This window comes from Vibrio sp. 10N.286.51.B11, assembly GCF_041469245.1.
GTDB lineage: Bacteria > Pseudomonadota > Gammaproteobacteria > Enterobacterales > Vibrionaceae > Vibrio > Vibrio crassostreae_C.
In genome coordinates, this window is record NZ_JBFRKI010000026.1 from 130400 (window position 1) to 146920 (window position 16521).

16 protein-coding genes are annotated in these 16521 nt (G+C 44.4%); 11 read left to right on the top strand and 5 right to left on the bottom strand.

The window, feature by feature from the left end:
- Positions 1–309: 309 nt before the first annotated feature.
- The 5 genes from leuA (at position 310) to AB4154_RS13885 (ending at position 6132) form a co-directional block, all read left to right on the top strand.
- Positions 310–1857 (top strand): 2-isopropylmalate synthase, encoded by a 1548-nt coding sequence (leuA, locus tag AB4154_RS13865; protein WP_372123319.1) that lies wholly within the window; start codon positions 310–312, stop codon positions 1855–1857.
- A 97-nt stretch (positions 1858–1954) separates the two neighbouring features.
- A complete protein-coding gene (leuB, locus tag AB4154_RS13870) occupies positions 1955–3046 on the top strand; it encodes a 3-isopropylmalate dehydrogenase (RefSeq protein WP_372123320.1) in 1092 nt (363 codons plus the stop codon).
- Positions 3047–3163: 117 nt separating this feature from the next.
- Entirely contained in the window at positions 3164–4576 is a 1413-nt protein-coding gene (leuC, locus tag AB4154_RS13875; RefSeq protein ID WP_017062936.1) for a 3-isopropylmalate dehydratase large subunit, read from the top strand.
- Between the two features lie 14 nt (positions 4577–4590).
- Positions 4591–5193: a 3-isopropylmalate dehydratase small subunit gene (gene leuD / locus AB4154_RS13880; RefSeq protein WP_017062937.1), complete on the top strand. Its 603-nt coding sequence runs from the start codon at positions 4591–4593 to the stop codon at positions 5191–5193.
- A gap of 156 nt (positions 5194–5349) precedes the next feature.
- Entirely contained in the window at positions 5350–6132 is a 783-nt protein-coding gene (locus tag AB4154_RS13885) for a DUF547 domain-containing protein (protein ID WP_102393669.1), read from the top strand.
- A gap of 95 nt (positions 6133–6227) precedes the next feature.
- On the opposite strand, the gene AB4154_RS13890 is transcribed toward AB4154_RS13885, so the two are convergent.
- Both AB4154_RS13890 and djlA read right to left on the bottom strand, forming a co-directional pair.
- The gene (locus AB4154_RS13890) at positions 6228–6773 is read right to left on the bottom strand and encodes a DUF924 family protein (protein ID WP_017066942.1); all 546 of its coding nucleotides are present in this window, start codon (positions 6771–6773) and stop codon (positions 6228–6230) included.
- 57 nt (positions 6774–6830) lie between these two features.
- Positions 6831–7685 carry a co-chaperone DjlA gene (gene djlA, locus AB4154_RS13895; protein WP_017061385.1) on the bottom strand — a complete coding sequence of 285 codons (855 nt, stop codon included), beginning with the start codon at positions 7683–7685 and terminating at the stop codon, positions 6831–6833.
- Positions 7686–7834: 149 nt separating this feature from the next.
- Between djlA and lptD the strand changes: the two genes are divergently transcribed.
- From lptD to AB4154_RS13925, 6 genes are all read left to right on the top strand, one after another.
- A complete protein-coding gene (gene lptD / locus AB4154_RS13900; RefSeq protein WP_372123322.1) occupies positions 7835–10168 on the top strand; it encodes an LPS assembly protein LptD in 2334 nt (777 codons plus the stop codon).
- Positions 10169–10211: 43 nt separating this feature from the next.
- Positions 10212–11510, top strand: coding sequence for a peptidylprolyl isomerase SurA (gene surA, locus AB4154_RS13905; protein WP_136982213.1), 1299 nt, complete (start codon positions 10212–10214; stop codon positions 11508–11510).
- Positions 11497–12489, top strand: a complete 993-nt coding sequence (pdxA, locus tag AB4154_RS13910; RefSeq protein WP_017061382.1) for a 4-hydroxythreonine-4-phosphate dehydrogenase PdxA — start codon at positions 11497–11499, stop codon at positions 12487–12489. Before surA ends, pdxA begins: the two co-directional genes overlap by 14 nt.
- A complete protein-coding gene (gene rsmA / locus AB4154_RS13915) occupies positions 12486–13301 on the top strand; it encodes a 16S rRNA (adenine(1518)-N(6)/adenine(1519)-N(6))-dimethyltransferase RsmA (protein ID WP_017062942.1) in 816 nt (271 codons plus the stop codon). The genes pdxA and rsmA overlap by 4 nt, the downstream gene beginning before the upstream one ends.
- Positions 13302–13389: 88 nt before the next feature.
- On the top strand, positions 13390–13770 hold the full coding sequence (gene apaG, locus AB4154_RS13920) for a Co2+/Mg2+ efflux protein ApaG (RefSeq protein WP_004735899.1): 381 nt from the start codon (positions 13390–13392) through the stop codon (positions 13768–13770).
- A gap of 29 nt (positions 13771–13799) precedes the next feature.
- The gene (locus AB4154_RS13925) at positions 13800–14603 is read left to right on the top strand and encodes a symmetrical bis(5'-nucleosyl)-tetraphosphatase (RefSeq protein WP_017062943.1); all 804 of its coding nucleotides are present in this window, start codon (positions 13800–13802) and stop codon (positions 14601–14603) included.
- A gap of 74 nt (positions 14604–14677) precedes the next feature.
- Here AB4154_RS13925 and folA read toward each other — a convergent pair whose 3' ends face one another.
- From folA to AB4154_RS13940, 3 genes are read right to left on the bottom strand one after another with little or no spacing between them, the layout of a single operon-like run.
- On the bottom strand, positions 14678–15157 hold the full coding sequence (gene folA, locus AB4154_RS13930) for a type 3 dihydrofolate reductase (protein WP_017062944.1): 480 nt from the start codon (positions 15155–15157) through the stop codon (positions 14678–14680).
- Between the two features lie 36 nt (positions 15158–15193).
- Positions 15194–15667, bottom strand: a complete 474-nt coding sequence (locus AB4154_RS13935) for a threonine/serine exporter family protein (protein WP_017062945.1) — start codon at positions 15665–15667, stop codon at positions 15194–15196.
- On the bottom strand, positions 15667–16434 hold the full coding sequence (locus tag AB4154_RS13940) for a threonine/serine exporter ThrE family protein (RefSeq protein ID WP_017061378.1): 768 nt from the start codon (positions 16432–16434) through the stop codon (positions 15667–15669). The genes AB4154_RS13935 and AB4154_RS13940 overlap by 1 nt, the downstream gene beginning before the upstream one ends.
- Positions 16435–16521 lie beyond the last annotated feature (87 nt).

Genomic DNA, 16521 nt, shown 5'->3' on the forward strand with positions numbered 1-16521 from the left:
ACCAAAAAAAAACACCGCCAAAGCACGCTGATATTGGATTTTCTTGTTTGACGCTCAGAATAAATTGCGGTAAATATGGTGTTAACAGTTTATTTACGGATATTTGTGTAATGATTTTTTCTTCTTCTCGACTGCTGAAACTTCTCCTTATCGTGAACCAATCGCGCGGGTAAGTTGTGGGTCAAGAACTACACAAATATTAAAACCCGCGCTGAGCGGGTTTTTTTGTAACTGGCACTTTTAAAAGAACATCATTCTTAATAATAATTTGGATAGCAATCGATTCATTATCGATATAAGGAAGCACCCATGAACGATCAAGTGATAATTTTTGACACGACCTTACGTGATGGCGAGCAAGCGTTGGCTGCAAGCTTAACGGTAAAAGAGAAATTACAGATCGCTTATGCACTTGAACGACTGGGTGTAGATGTTATTGAAGCGGGCTTTCCGGTGTCATCACCAGGCGACTTTGAGTCAGTACAAACCATCGCAAAAAATATTAAAGACAGCCGAATCTGTGCACTTTCTCGTGCTGTAGCGAAGGATATCGATGCCGCTGCAGAAGCGTTAAAAGTCGCTGAGCAGTTCCGTATTCACACCTTCATATCTACATCAACGGTTCACGTGCAAGATAAATTACGCCGTAGCTACGACGATGTTGTCGATATGGCAGTAAAAGCGGTAAAGCATGCGCGCAACTACACAGACGATGTTGAGTTCTCTTGTGAAGATGCCGGTCGTACACCTATCGACAACCTATGTCGTATGGTTGAAGCGGCAATCAACGCGGGCGCGAAAACCATCAACATTCCAGACACAGTGGGCTACACAGTACCTAACGAGTTTGGTGGCATTATCAAAACGCTATTTGATCGCGTTCCAAACATCGACCAAGCAATCATCTCTGTTCACTGTCACGATGACTTGGGTATGTCGGTTGCTAACTCAATTGCTGCGGTACAAGCCGGTGCTCGTCAAGTTGAAGGTACTATTAACGGTATCGGTGAGCGTGCGGGCAACTGTTCTTTAGAAGAAATCGCAATGATCATCAAAACTCGCCAAGAGTTACTAGGTGTTCATACTGGTTTGAATCATCAAGAGATTCACCGTACCAGTAAATTGGTTAGCCAGCTTTGCCATATGCCAATTCAAGACAACAAAGCAATCGTTGGTGCTAACGCGTTCAGCCACTCTTCAGGTATCCACCAAGATGGCATGCTTAAGAACAAGAACACTTACGAGATCATGACACCTGAGTCTATTGGCTTGAAAAACAAAGCATTGAACCTAACAAGCCGCAGTGGTCGTGCAGCCGTTAAGAGCCACATGGACGCAATGGGCTACAAAGACAATGAGTACAACCTAGATTCATTGTACGAAGACTTTTTGAAACTGGCTGACCGTAAAGGCCAAGTATTCGATTACGACCTAGAAGCACTAATGCACTTCGCAAATCTACGTGACGAAGATGACTTCTATAAACTTAACTACCTAAGCGTACAATCTGGTAGTGTTATGTCTACCACTAGCATCAAGCTGCAATGTGGTGATGAAGAGAAATGCGAAGCGGCTGTCGGTAACGGACCTGTTGATGCTTTATACCAATGTATCTACCGCTTAACGGGTTACGAAATTGCATTGGATAAATTCGACCTTACCGCGAAAGGTGAAGGCGAAGATGGCTTAGGCCAAGCTGATATTATTGCTAACTATAAAGGCCGTAAGTACCACGGTACGGGCGTTTCAACGGATATCGTTGAGGCCTCTGGTCAGGCGCTACTGCACGTTATTAATAGCATTCAACGCGCAGACACCATTGCTGAAATGAAACAGCAAAGAATCGCAACAGTTTAAACACCCAATAACAGAGCCCTAGAGCCGATGTTATTGGCTTTAGGGACAAAATTTAAAACGAGCGAAAGAGCTCAGTAACAAGAATTAAAGGATTAACATGACTGATAAATCATACAAGATTGCCGTACTACCTGGTGATGGCATTGGCCCAGAAGTAATGCAGCAAGCACACAAAGTGCTAGACGCGATTGAAAAGAAGCATGCGATTAGCTTTTCTCGTGAAGAGTATGATGTTGGTGGTATCGCAATTGATAACCACGGCTGTCCACTTCCAGAAGCGACAGTAACAGGCTGTGAAGAATCTGACGCAGTACTATTTGGCTCGGTTGGCGGCCCTAAGTGGGAACACCTTCCACCAAACGATCAACCAGAGCGTGGTGCCCTACTTCCTCTACGTAAACACTTCCAACTGTTCTGTAACCTACGTCCTGCACAAATCCACAAAGGTCTAGAGTCTTTCTCGCCTTTGCGTGCTGACATTTCAGGTAACGGCTTCGACATCGTTGTAGTTCGTGAGCTAACAGGCGGCATCTACTTCGGCCAACCTAAAGGTCGTGAAGGCGAAGGCGCAACTGAGAAAGCTTTTGATACCGAGGTTTACCACCGTTACGAGATCGAACGTATTGCCAAGATTGCGTTTGAATCTGCACGTCTACGTAACAAAAACGTTTACTCAATCGATAAAGCAAACGTTCTGCAGAGCTCTATCTTATGGCGTGAAGTGGTTGAAGAAATCGCAAAAGATTACCCAGATGTCACGCTAAACCACATGTACATCGACAACGCGACCATGCAGCTAATCAAAGACCCATCTCAGTTTGACGTAATGCTATGTTCAAACATCTTTGGTGACATCATCTCTGATGAGTGCGCAATGATCACTGGCTCTATGGGTATGCTTCCTTCTGCAAGTTTAAATGAAAGCAACTTCGGCCTATACGAACCAGCAGGTGGCAGCGCACCAGATATCGCAGGTAAGAACATCGCAAACCCAGTCGCGCAAATCCTTTCTGCAGCCCTAATGCTTCGTTACAGCCTAGGCGAAGAAGCGGCAGCACAAGACATCGAAGCAGCGGTTTCTAACGCACTTTCTGCAGGCGAGCTAACGGCAGACCTTGCTGGCAAAAACCAAGCACTGACTACCTCTGAAATGGGTGACAAGATCGCTGAGTACATCTTAGCTTCATAAGCTAAAGGCTCCGATTAGAAGCAAGTACATAAGAATAATATCAAGCCAAGTCAGCGTAAACCGCATGACTTGGCTCGAAACAAACACTGGGACTGATGCTCCCAAGGAAGAAAAGCTATGTCGACAAACCAGCACGCAAAAACCTTATACGAAAAAGTTTATGACGCTCACGTTGCGGTTGCAGCGAAGGGCGAAACACCAATTCTTTATATCGATCGTCACTTAGTTCACGAAGTAACGTCACCTCAAGCATTTGATGGCTTGCGTGAGAAAGGCCGCAAAGTTCGCCAAGTTGGCAAGACTTTCGCGACCATGGATCACAACGTATCGACACAAACTAAAGACATCAACGCTTCTGGTGAGATGGCTCGTATCCAAATGGAAACGCTATCGAAGAACTGTGAAGAGTTTGGTGTCACGCTTTACGATCTAAACCACAAATACCAAGGTATTGTGCACGTAATGGGTCCTGAGCTAGGTATTACGCTACCGGGCATGACCATCGTATGTGGTGACTCGCACACGGCTACACACGGTGCATTTGGTTCACTAGCATTTGGTATCGGTACTTCAGAAGTGGAACACGTTCTAGCTACGCAAACGCTAAAACAAGCTCGCGCTAAAACCATGAAGATCGAAGTAAAAGGCAAGGTTACTCCTGGCATCACTGCAAAAGACATCGTGCTAGCGATCATCGGTAAAACAACGGCTGCTGGCGGTACTGGCTACGTAGTTGAATTCTGTGGTGAGGCAATTACCGACCTTACGATGGAAGGTCGTATGACAGTATGTAACATGGCAATCGAGCTTGGCGCTAAAGCAGGCTTAATCGCTCCAGATGCAACGACATACGAGTACATCAAAGGTCGTAAGTTCTCTCCAGAAGGCGAAGACCTAGAAGCAGCAATCGAATACTGGGATACGTTAAAAACCGATGCTGATGCAGAATTCGATGCAGTTGTTACATTAGAAGCGGCAGACATCAAACCACAAGTCACTTGGGGTACCAACCCAGGTCAGGTTATCTCAGTAGACACACCAATCCCTGCACCAGAAAGCTTCGCAGACCCTGTAGAAAAAGCATCAGCTGAAAAAGCGCTGGCTTACATGGGTCTTGAAGCCGGTAAATCTCTATCTGATTACAACGTAGATAAAGTGTTCGTGGGTTCTTGTACTAACTCTCGTATCGAAGACATGCGTGCAGCAGCAGCGGTAGCGAAAGGCCGTCAAGTAGCGAAACATGTTCAAGCGCTTATCGTTCCGGGTTCAGAGCAAGTTAAAGCACAAGCTGAGGCTGAAGGCCTAGATAAGATCTTCATCGAAGCAGGCTTTGAATGGCGTTTACCGGGTTGCTCTATGTGTCTTGCGATGAACAACGACCGTCTAGGTCCACAAGAGCGCTGTGCTTCTACATCAAACCGTAACTTTGAAGGTCGCCAAGGCCGTGATGGTCGTACGCACCTAGTTAGCCCAGCAATGGCAGCCGCAGCGGCTATCGCTGGTCACTTTGTCGATATTCGTGAACTTTAATTAGAGGATTTAACATGTCAGGTTTTCAACAACACACCGGATTAGTCGTTCCTCTAGATACGGCCAACATCGATACTGATGCGATCATTCCAAAGCAGTTTCTACAGAAAGTAAACCGCATCGGTTTTGGTAAGCACTTGTTCCACGATTGGCGCTTCCTAGACGATGCAGGCCAACAGCCAAACCCTGATTTTGTAATGAACGAAGCTCGCTACCAAGGCGCTTCAATTCTTTTAGCTCGTGAAAACTTCGGTTGTGGTTCATCTCGTGAACACGCACCGTGGGCGCTTGCCGATTACGGTATCCAAGTAATGATCGCACCAAGCTTTGCCGACATTTTCTACGGTAACTCGATCAACAACCAAATGGTGCCAGTTCGATTGACTGAGCAAGAAGTGGATGAGCTATTCCAATTCGTTGAAGCGAATGAAGGTGCAGAAATTACGGTTGATCTAGAAGCAATGAAAGTCAGCGCGAACGGCAAAGAGTACTCGTTTGAAATTGATGAGTTCCGTCGTCACTGCTTACTGAATGGTTTAGATAATATCGGCCTTACACTTCAACATGCCGATAAGATCTCAGAGTTTGAAGCTAAGATTCCTAGCTTCCTAAAATAATGAGACGTTTCTGAATAAATCTAAAGGTTGGCCAAGTGCCAACCTTTTTTATTTGGCTAAGCTTTTAACTTAACTTCATATGTTTATTTAAATGAAGAGCAATGAAAGAAAATGGTAAGCCTTAAGGTCTTAGTAGTCAGTCATCAGGAGAATGCCATGAAACAACTACTTTTTATTGTCAGCCTACTTTTCTCAACCTTAGCTTGGTCTGCGCCTAAATCCGATCTTTGGCCATACTGGAAGCAAAGCGACGAAACCAACCTAGAACAGGTATCTCATCAAGATTGGCAGCAATTCCTCGATAGCTACTTGGTTAAACAGGGGCAAAATACGTTAGTTCGCTATAAAGCAGTGAACACCGCCGATAAAACAAAGCTTAAACAATACATCAAGCAACTCGAACAGGTGAATCCGCTCGACTATTCAAAAGCGGAGCAGTATGCCTATTGGGTTAACCTATACAACGCCGTGACTGTCGATTTGATTCTTGATGCCTACCCGATCAAATCCATAACTAAACTTGGCGGACTATTTAGTTTCGGTCCGTGGGGAGATGATGTGGTAGTCGTTAATGGGAAATCACTGACACTCAATGACATTGAACACCGAATCCTAAGACCAATTTGGCAAGATCCTCGCACGCATTATGCAGTGAACTGTGCCAGCCTAGGTTGCCCTAACTTACAACCTGACGCTTTTACCTCTAAAAATACTGAAGCCTTGCTAGAGCAAGCTGCAACTGAGTTTGTAAGCAGTGACAAAGGCGTGATGGTTACAAACAATAAGCTTCAACTATCATCGATTTACGAATGGTTTGCTGTGGATTTTGGTACGAAGAAACAGCTTATTCAGCACTTAGAACAATATCGAATTGAAGCAGTAACCAATACTCAAAACATCAGTTATGAATACGATTGGTCGCTCAACCAAGCAAACTAGCTCTAAGGCTAAAGTTGATCACTAAAGTAAAAAAGAGGCGAGAGGTTTTTATTAACCTCTAGCCTCTTCTCAATTCTTTGACCGTATTTCTACAATTAAAAGCTTGAGCTCGGTTGCTGCAAGAACTCAATCTCTTCGGGAGTCGAAGCTCGCCCTAACACCTCATTACGGTGCGGATAGCGACCAAATCGCTCAATGATAACCTTGTGCTTAAACTCAAAGTCCAGATTATGCTCTAATCCCGTTTGAGAAAAGAGTTCCACGGCTTGTTCATGGACTAACAAAGATTCACTGTGCATATAAGGCATATACAGGAAGCTTTTCTGTTGCTCGTTAAGCTGGTGATCAAAACCACCCGCTACCGCCTCTTGGGCTAGAGCCAACGCCATCGGATCAGCAGAAAATGCTGTCGGACTTTTTCTACCAATATTTCGAGAAAACTGATCAAGTACGATAATCTCAGCCAATCGTCCTTGCGCAGTTTGGCGCCACTCAAATAGCTCGCCTTGAATGGCTGCTTTATGCAATTCAGAAAATCGAGACTCTATCAAAGTGTCAATCTCGGCGCCGCCAGTAAACCAATCTTTAGGCGTCAACTCATCGAACCAAAACTCTAGAACATCCTGATACGTTACCGTCATATAATTCCCTTTAATAAAAAACCGAGTAACTTTGTTATTACTCGGTTTAGTGTTCAATTACTTAAAACCTTTTACTTTCTTTATCAGGTCATAAGCATTCTGAATTTCTTGCGATTTCTCTTTCGCAACATTCATCATCTCAGGCGGTAAGCCCTTCGCCATCAGTTTATCTGGGTGATGTTCATTCATCAGCTTGCGGTAGGCTTTCTTCACCTCTTTACCGTCAGCACTTTCACTCACACCAAGAACCTTATATGCGTCGCCAAGTTGGTTCTGTTGCGAAGCCTGTTGCCAACCTGATGATTGCCCATGACCCTGATGGCCACCAAAGCTTCCACCTTGCTGTTGGAAACGGAACGCAGCTTCTTGCATCTGCAAGCGGCGTTCTAGTTGTGCTGCCGAAAACCCAAGCCCTTGCGCTATTTTATGCAGAACTTGACGTTCACTCGGGTGCAAACTTCCATCCGCAAATGCGGCAGATACCTGAAGCTCTAGAAAGAACTGCAGAAGATCAAAACGACCACCCGATGAGATTTTAACTCGCTCAAGTACGTCGTTCAGAGGGAAGTCGCTCTCTTTGCCGTCACGGAATGCATCTTGCGCTGCTTTACGCTGTTCGCCATGCAGGTTCATACGCTCCATCATGGTAGAAGCGAGTTGAATCTCTTCTGGCGTTACCTGCCCTTTCGCTTTAGCAACGTGCCCCATAACCGCAAAAGCGGATTTAAAAAACTCGTTCTGTCTTTCTGCTTGGCTTGGACCTCGACCAAAACCAGAGCTATTGAAGCCTGATTGGTTCAATCCGCGAGCTTTATCGAATTGGTGTCCTAAAAACAGACCAAAAACTAAACCGAGTGGCCCTCCAAATAAAAAGCCAAAAAACGCGCCCAAAATTTTGCCAAATATTTGCATTATGTGTTCTCTATCTATGAATTTTATCTGAGTAATGCTGTCTGATGATGCTGAATGCTATTATTTCCTTTATCATAAGGAAAATGCTTTATTAATTGGATTGATACTAGATCAACCCTTCATCTAGTGACACAGGATAGTTCAACTTCATGCAATCTTTTTCCCGCACCTTGTTAGCCGCGTCTATAAGTACGGCGTTATACGTGTCGACAACTCAAGCTGAAACAATCACCGATAGTAGTGTGCAGGAAATGCCCTCTATAGATCAATGCTTGATCGAACCCGCTGCAGAAAACGAGACTCAACTACCCGCTCATGTTGAGTCAGATCGCTTAGAGGCTATCAATGGTGACAAGGCAATATATTCAGGTGACGTAAGAGTTACGCAAGGAAACAAGACCATCCTTGCTGATAATGTAACCCTTCACCAACAAGAAAACATCGTTGTAGCTGAAGGCAACGTAAACTTTAGTGATGGTCAAATCAAATCTATCTCAGACAGAGCGACCAATAATCTGACGACTGATGAAATGACGCTAGAAAACACCGACTACGAATTTCTATGTGAGCCAGGCCGTGGCGATGCAGTTTATATCGCAAAAACAGGTAAAGCGGTTTATGAGATCGAAGATGGCTCGATCACCTCTTGTCCTATTGGGGACAACGCGTGGCGTCTGAGAGCATCAAGCATCGACGTAGATCAGAATGAAGAACAAGCCACTTTTTATAACCCACGTTTTGAAATTCAAAGTGTTCCTGTCTTTTACCTACCATACCTGACCGTTCCTATTGGTGACACACGTAAGACTGGTTTCCTATACCCAACAGTGTCATACGGTTCAAGTGATGGTTTTGAAGCTGAAATCCCAGTTTATTGGAACTTAGCACCAAACTACGACTTAGAAACCACCTTCAAGTACATGCAAGAGCGTGGCACTCAACTCAACAGTAAATTCAGATATTTGAGCGACTTTGGTTCAGGTAGCATCAAATCAGAATACCTACCTGATGATAAAAAGTTCGAAGAGAAAGGTGACCGCTGGGGTGCACAACTCCAGCACTCAGGTATATTCCAACAGTCTTGGTTATTCGAAGTCGACTACTCAAAAGTGAGTGATATTGATTACTTTACTGACGTTAGCTCAAGCAGCATTGGTAACCGTGAAGATGGCCAACTATTGCAGGAAGGCCAAGCGACTTACCGTTCTCACAATTGGGATGCGTCAGTGCTTGTCCGAGACTTCCAAGTCCTAACAACCAGTAACAACCTACCTTACCGCCTAATGCCGCAGCTTGAATATAACTACTACGCTCCTGAGGTAATGGAATATTTAGATTTCGATATGGTCAGTCATGTATCGGCATTTGATACTGACGCCAAAGGCAAGCCATCTGCGACTCGCGTCCATATCGAACCGGGTATTACTATACCTGTTGGAAATACTTGGGGAACGTGGACAACTGAAGCTCGACTACTTGGTACATACTACCAGCAAGATCTTGATGGCGTTGATACAACAAGTGACGAGTACAAAGATTTAGAAGAATCGGTAAGTCGAGTTATCCCTGAATTTCGAAGCCATGCCGGTATCATTCTTGAGCGTGATACCGTTATCGTTGGTAACTACACTCAAACACTCGAGCCACAGGTTCAGTATTTGTATGTACCAGAGCAAGATCAAAGTGATATTGGCTTGTACGACACTACACTATTACAAACAGATTATTACGGCTTATTTAGAAGTCGTAAATATAGTGGCGTAGACCGTATTGCTTCAGCAAACCAAATCAGCTACGGCGCCTCATCTCGTTTCTTTGATGATGAATATAAAGAGCGCCTCAATATCTCTTTCGGTCAAATTTTTTATATCGACAAAGATACAAAACAGACTTTAGACAACGACGATTCAGGCAAAAAAACTAATTACTCGTCTTGGGCTATTGAAATGGATTTCAACTATGATGACTACCTGTTCTACCATGGTGGCGTGCAATACGATATCGATACTACTGCAATGCAACTTGCAAACAGCACATTAGAATATCGCTTCGCAGGCGGTTACATACAAACCAACTACCGCTATGTAACAGAAGAGTACATAAATGAAACTGTAGATTTTGACGTATCATCCATAACAAGAGATGGTATTTCGCAAGCGGGTTTACTTGGTTCCTACCAAATTTCACCGAAATGGAGCACCAGTGCTCAATATTTCTATGACTTAACCACACAAGAAGATCTAGAGTGGTTAGCTCGTTTAAACTATAGATCGGATTGTTGGTACATCGGCTTTACCTATAGTAACCGTTTGACAAATAACATTAGTGACCCGAATACCACACCTGAATACGAAAACAACTTCAGTGTGAACTTCGGTATTGTTGGCTTTGGTACCAATATCGGATCTGATTCCGGCGCTATTGGTGATAGCAGTTCAGATAACTCTTTGAGCTACGGTCGCCCATTCTTCTTAAATAACTAATTTTCTTTATTGATAAAACGTCAGTAAATTTAAAGGATTACACATGACATTGTGGAAACGCACATTAATTGCTATCGCAGCGACTTGTACTTTATCAACAAGCTTTGCAGCGCCAGTCGAGCTAGACAGCGTAAAAGTTATCGTTAACGAAGGCGTTATCTTACAAAGCGACATCGATGCCTCGATGAAGACGCTGCGCGCAAACGCTAAGAAAAGCGGGCAAACATTGCCATCGCAAGATGTGCTCAATGAGCAAGTACTAGAAAAACTGATCATCGATACTATTCAAACTCAAGAAGCAGAACGTATCGGTGTTCGTATTGATGATGCTCGACTTGATCAAGCAATTGAAGGTATCGCTAAAGACAACAACCAAACGGTAGAACAACTTACCGCATCGGTTGCTGAAGAAGGCCTTAGCTACAATGCATTTCGAGAGCAAGTAAGAAAAGAAATTGCGGCAAGTGAGGCTCGCAATGCTCTAGTTCGCCGTCGTATTAACATCCTTCCTGCAGAGGTCGATAACCTAGCGGATATCTTAGCGCAAGAGACTAACGCAACCGTTCAATACAAGATTGGACACATTCAACTTCGCTTCAATGATGACCAAACCAAAGAAGAGCTAGAAGCCCAAGCTAAAGAACTTGTCGAAGAACTGAACTCAGGCAAAGATTTCAGCACCATGGCATATACTTACTCTAAGGGTCCTAAAGCGCTGCAAGGTGGTGATTGGGGTTGGATGCGTAAAGAAGAGATGCCAACCATTTTTGCTGACCAGATCAAAATGCAAAATAAAGGCAGCATCATCGGTCCTTTCCGTAGCGGTGTAGGTTTCCACATTCTAAAAATTGAAGATGTGAAAGGCTTAGAAACCGTAGCAGTAACGGAAGTGAATGCTCGTCATATCTTGATTAAGCCAACCGTAATCTTGAGTGACGATGGCGCGAAAGAACAACTTGAAAAGATCACGCGCCGCGTAAACGCAGGTGAAGCGAGCTTTGGCGACCTTGCACAGCAATACAGCCAAGATCCAGGTTCTGCAGTACAAGATGGTGAGCTAGGCTACCAAACACCAGATTTGTATGTACCAGAATTCAAACACCAAGTAGAAACGCTACCAGAAGGCAAAATCAGTGCGCCATTCAAAACCGTACACGGTTGGCACATTGTTGAAGTACTAGACCGTCGCGAAGTCGACCGTACCGATTCAGCTTTGAAAAACAAAGCTTACCAAATTCTATTTAACCGTAAATTCAACGAAGAAGCTGGTGCTTGGCTACAAGAAGTAAGAGCAAGTGCCTTTGTTGAGATGGTTGAGGACGACCAAGATGACAACAACTAAACGTATTGTCATAACCGCAGGTGAACCAGCAGGGATAGGCCCAGATTTAACTTTGGCTCTATCTCAAGAAAGTTGGCCTCATCAACTCGTGGTTTGTGCTGATAAAACACTGCTATCCGAGCGAGCTAAAATTCTTGGTATCGAAGTCGATCTTCTGGACTACGATGCAAATGCAGCTAAGCAACCGCAACGCGCTGGCACACTGGTAGTGAAACACGTTCCACTTGCTAAAACGGCAGTTGCAGGTCAACTCAATGAGGCTAATGGTCATTACGTATTAAATACTTTAGAAACCGCAGCAATTGGCTGTATGAATGATGAATTTGATGCTATTGTCACCGGCCCCGTTCACAAGGGTGTAATTAACCGAGCTGGCGTTGCTTTTAGCGGCCATACCGAGTTCTTTGCAGAGAAGTCCAATACACCACTGGTGGTGATGATGTTGGCAACTGAAGGGCTGCGTGTTGCGCTAGTAACAACGCACATCCCACTAGCTTATGTATCTCAAGCTGTGACCGAAGACAGATTAGAGCAAATTATTGCTATTCTAAATAAAGACTTGGTTGAAAAATTTGCTATTGAGAAACCAACTATCTATGTGTGTGGCTTGAATCCACATGCTGGTGAAGATGGTTGTTTAGGGCGTGAAGAGATTGAAACTATCACCCCGACGCTAGAAAAAATTCGCCAAAAAGATGGCATCAATTTAGTTGGCCCATTGCCAGCAGACACCATCTTTAATGAAAAATATTTGCAAGATGCAGATGCTGTTTTAGGTATGTATCACGACCAAGTACTCCCGGTATTGAAATACAAAGGGTTTGGTCGCTCAGTGAACATCACGCTTGGCTTACCGTTTATTCGCACATCAGTCGACCACGGTACCGCCTTAGACTTGGCAGGGAAAGGCCAAGCCGATACAGGGAGCTTTAGAACAGCGCTCACGCACGCCATTGAATTAGTAGAGAAAAAGCAATGAGAAATGATGTCCACTTAGGGCACAAAGCGCGTAAACGTTTTGGTCAAAACTTCCTTAACGATCCATACATTATTGATGGCATCGTATCGAGTATTAACCCACTACCAGGTCAAAACTTGGTAGAGATCGGTCCTGGTCTAGGCGCAATTACTGAGCCTGTGGGTAAGCTTGTCGATAAATTTACTGTTATCGAATTGGATAGAGACCTTGCAGAACGTCTTCGTAACCATCCAGATCTTGCGGACAAGCTAACGATCCGTGAAGGCGATGCGATGAAGTTCGATTTCCAAGAACTGGTTAAGCCAAACAATAAGCTACGCATCTTTGGTAACTTGCCATATAACATCTCTACACCATTGATGTTCCACCTTTTTGAATTCCATAAAGACGTGCAAGACATGCACTTTATGCTTCAAAAAGAAGTGGTTAACCGTCTAGCTGCTGGCCCTGGCAGTAAAGCTTACGGTCGTCTTACTGTAATGGCTCAATACTACTGTAAAGTAACGCCTGTGTTAGAAGTTCCACCAACGGCCTTCGTTCCGCCACCGAAAGTAGACTCAGCAGTCGTGCGCCTACAGCCATACGAAGTGCTGCCTTATCCGGCAAAAGATCTGAAATGGCTAGATCGCGTCTGTCGTGAAGGCTTTAACCAACGTCGTAAAACAGTTCGTAACTGCTACAAGAGCTTAATCGATAAGGAAGTGCTTGAAGAGCTAGGTATCAACCCAAGCATGCGTCCTGAGAACTTAACGCTCGAGCAGTTTGTCGACATGGCAAACTGGTTGTACGACAGTCATAACGCTGACAAATAAATAAAAAAGGCTCCTACACTTCGGTTAGGAGCCTTTTTTATGTAATACTTTAATTACATTAAGTATATCAACAACAAAAGGTGCGAATATGGATATATCTACGCCTTGTATCAAATGCCAGGTTCACTCTAAGTACATAGAAGAACAATCTGAGCCAACGAAGAATCGTTATGTCTTCGCCTACATTATTACCATCAAAAATCTAAGTAAAACAACGGTGCAACTTATGTCTCGCCGCTGGTTAATTACCGACTCTAACGGCAAGCAGCTCACCATTGAGGGTGATGGTGTAGTTGGCCAACAACCCGTGATTGAAGCCAACGACGAGTACACCTACACAAGTGGTACGGTCATCGAAACCCCTGTTGGCGTTATGCAAGGTCACTATGTGATGACCGATAACAAGGGCATTGATTTTATTACCGAAGTTGACCCATTCAGACTCGCAATCCCTAATATTCTTAATTAGCCGTACATCCGTATCTACAGGAAATTATTGTGTCGAATTACATTGTCGGAGACATCCAAGGGTGCTTCGACGAACTTCAAGGACTACTTGAAAAAATTAACTTTGATAAACACCAAGATACTTTATGGGTCGCCGGAGACTTAGTTGCTCGAGGCCCTAAATCATTGGAGACGTTACGCTTTATTCGTAACCTTGGTGACGCAGCTAAGGTTGTATTAGGCAACCACGACTTACATCTTCTGGCGGTGTCCTTGGGACTATTTCCAGCGAAACCAAAAGATAAGACTCAAGCGATTCTTGATGCTGAAGATCGTGAACTGCTAATCGAATGGTTAAGACAACAGCCTTTGCTTCAAGAACACCCAGAGTTCGTGATGTGCCATGCGGGTATCTCACCGCAGTGGAATCTAGAAAGAGCACGTGTTGAAAATCGAGAGATCGTATCCTTGTTAAAGTCCGATAAATGGCAATGGCTAATCGAAAACATGTACAGCAACGCGCCTGATTTATGGCATCAGGATTTACATGATATTGAGCGCTATCGCTATGCGATCAATAGCCTGACAAGAATGCGTTTCTGTTTTGAAGATGGCCGTCTCGACATGGCATGTAAGCTACCACCGAATGAGATTACCGATGAACCATTAGTGCCATGGTTTGACCTTCCGCAACGCATAAAGCTCGATAAAACCGTTGTTTTTGGACACTGGGCTGCGCTTGAAGGCTATAACGGAAAAGACGTAATTGGACTTGATACTGGATGCGTCTGGGGAGGTGAATTGACAATTCTTCGCTGGGAAGATAAACAGTTTTTCACTCAGAAAGCGCTATAAAGATACGAGAAACTTGCGCTACCTTGGTAGGGTAACGCAAGCATTTTTCAGAGACTAGCTATTGATAACCACAGTTAACGCTCGAGAATCACAAACTCCATGTTGTGTTTGTTTTTCTCGTCAGCTTGATAGCTCTCGTTAAAGCTCTGCTTCCAACCTTCACCCCAGTCAGGAAATTGTGTATCTCCATCGACGGCGAAATCGATGTAAGTCAGATACAACTTGTCCGCTTTAGGTAAGCAGCTCTCATAAATAGAGCCGCCACCAATGATCATCACCTCTTCAACATCACTGAGTAGCTCTAGAGCCTGTTCAATAGAAGTTACCGTCGTTACACCTTCAATCTTTAAACTCTCATCACGGCTGATTACGACATTCAACCGACCCGGCAAAGGGCGTCCAATAGAATCGTAGGTCTTACGTCCCATCACGACTGGTTTACCCATAGTCGAGCGTTTAAACCATGCAAAATCCGCAGGTAAATGCCAAGGCATCTGATTGTCTTTACCAATTATACGGTTGTTTGCCATTGCCGCTATCATGCTGATGATCATAAATCGAAAGTCCTGTCCCTAAAAAGAAAATTAACGCTAAACGATAGGTCTACGGCGATAGAATAACAGCCCTGGCACAGCTAAGCCAACCGCCAACCCTGCGATAATGAACATCGATTTTAAAAAGTTCTCCATCAACATTGCCAACAACTCAGGCGTGTAGCCTGCCCTGTTAATCTCCACCATCGCAATCATCGCCTTGAAGGCGAACACACCTGGCACCATAGGAATTAGAGCTGCAACCGTAAACACCTTCGGATGTGCTAACAGTTTATGTGACCAATGAACCCCTATCATACCAACCACGGTTGCGGCGAAGAACGTCGCCCATTCGATTGGAATACCAAAGTGCATCATCAGATACCGGCTACCATGACCGATAGAACCACCGAGTGCACAATAAATTAAAGCACGTTGCGGAACGTTAAACACCAATGCAAACCCAACCGCAGGAATAGCGGCGAAAAACATATCGTTGAGCAGACCTAAAAACAGTTCGAAAATACTCATTAGCTTGCCCACCCCCAAACATCTGATAGACTCATCGCCGCGACAATGCCCAAGCTCGTCGCCAGAGTTAATAAGCTGGCCATGGTAAAGCGCGCTAACCCCATATTAATATGGCCTTTAAGCATATCAGCGACGGAGTTAATCAGAGGAAAACCAGGTACTAACATTAATACAGATGAAGCCATCACGATCGTGGGTTGGCCGCCAATATTGTAAAGTACGGCTTGAGCTGAAATGGTCGTGGTAACGAATGCTGTGATAGCAAAGTTTAATAGCGGATTGAAATGGCGGTGCCCAATCTCTTGCCTGACGATCATACCGCAAGCTGAAGCAATAAAAGTCATCATGAAGACTTGCCAGTCTCCGCCCGCAAGGTGGCTAAAAGAGGCGCACGACAACCCTATCATCACAACCACTAACCAACGGTTGTAGCGCTCGGGGCTGATGTTTTGAATCTTTTTATACGCCAAATCATAATCGAGAATTCCCTTCTCCATCATGATGCAAATGCGTTGAATGTCGGTGATAACCTGCATGTTAATGCCACGATCAGCACAACTTCGAGTAGTGGTAATACAGTGATCATCCATTACGGTAGTTACAACAAGCGCATTGGCTGACAGTGCGACTTCAACCTCATTCACCCCACAAGCAATACCGATGCGACGCATGATATCGCCGACCAGTGTGCTCTCTGCCCCGTGCGCCAATAACATTTGTCCTGATTGAGCGACGAGTCTTGAGATCGCTCTTTGCTTTGATGCCATGATTTCCTTCCCATAGGCGTTAATTATCTAAAGATAAATTTTGCATAAAAAACAGTAAGACGTCATGATTTAGATACAAAAAAACCG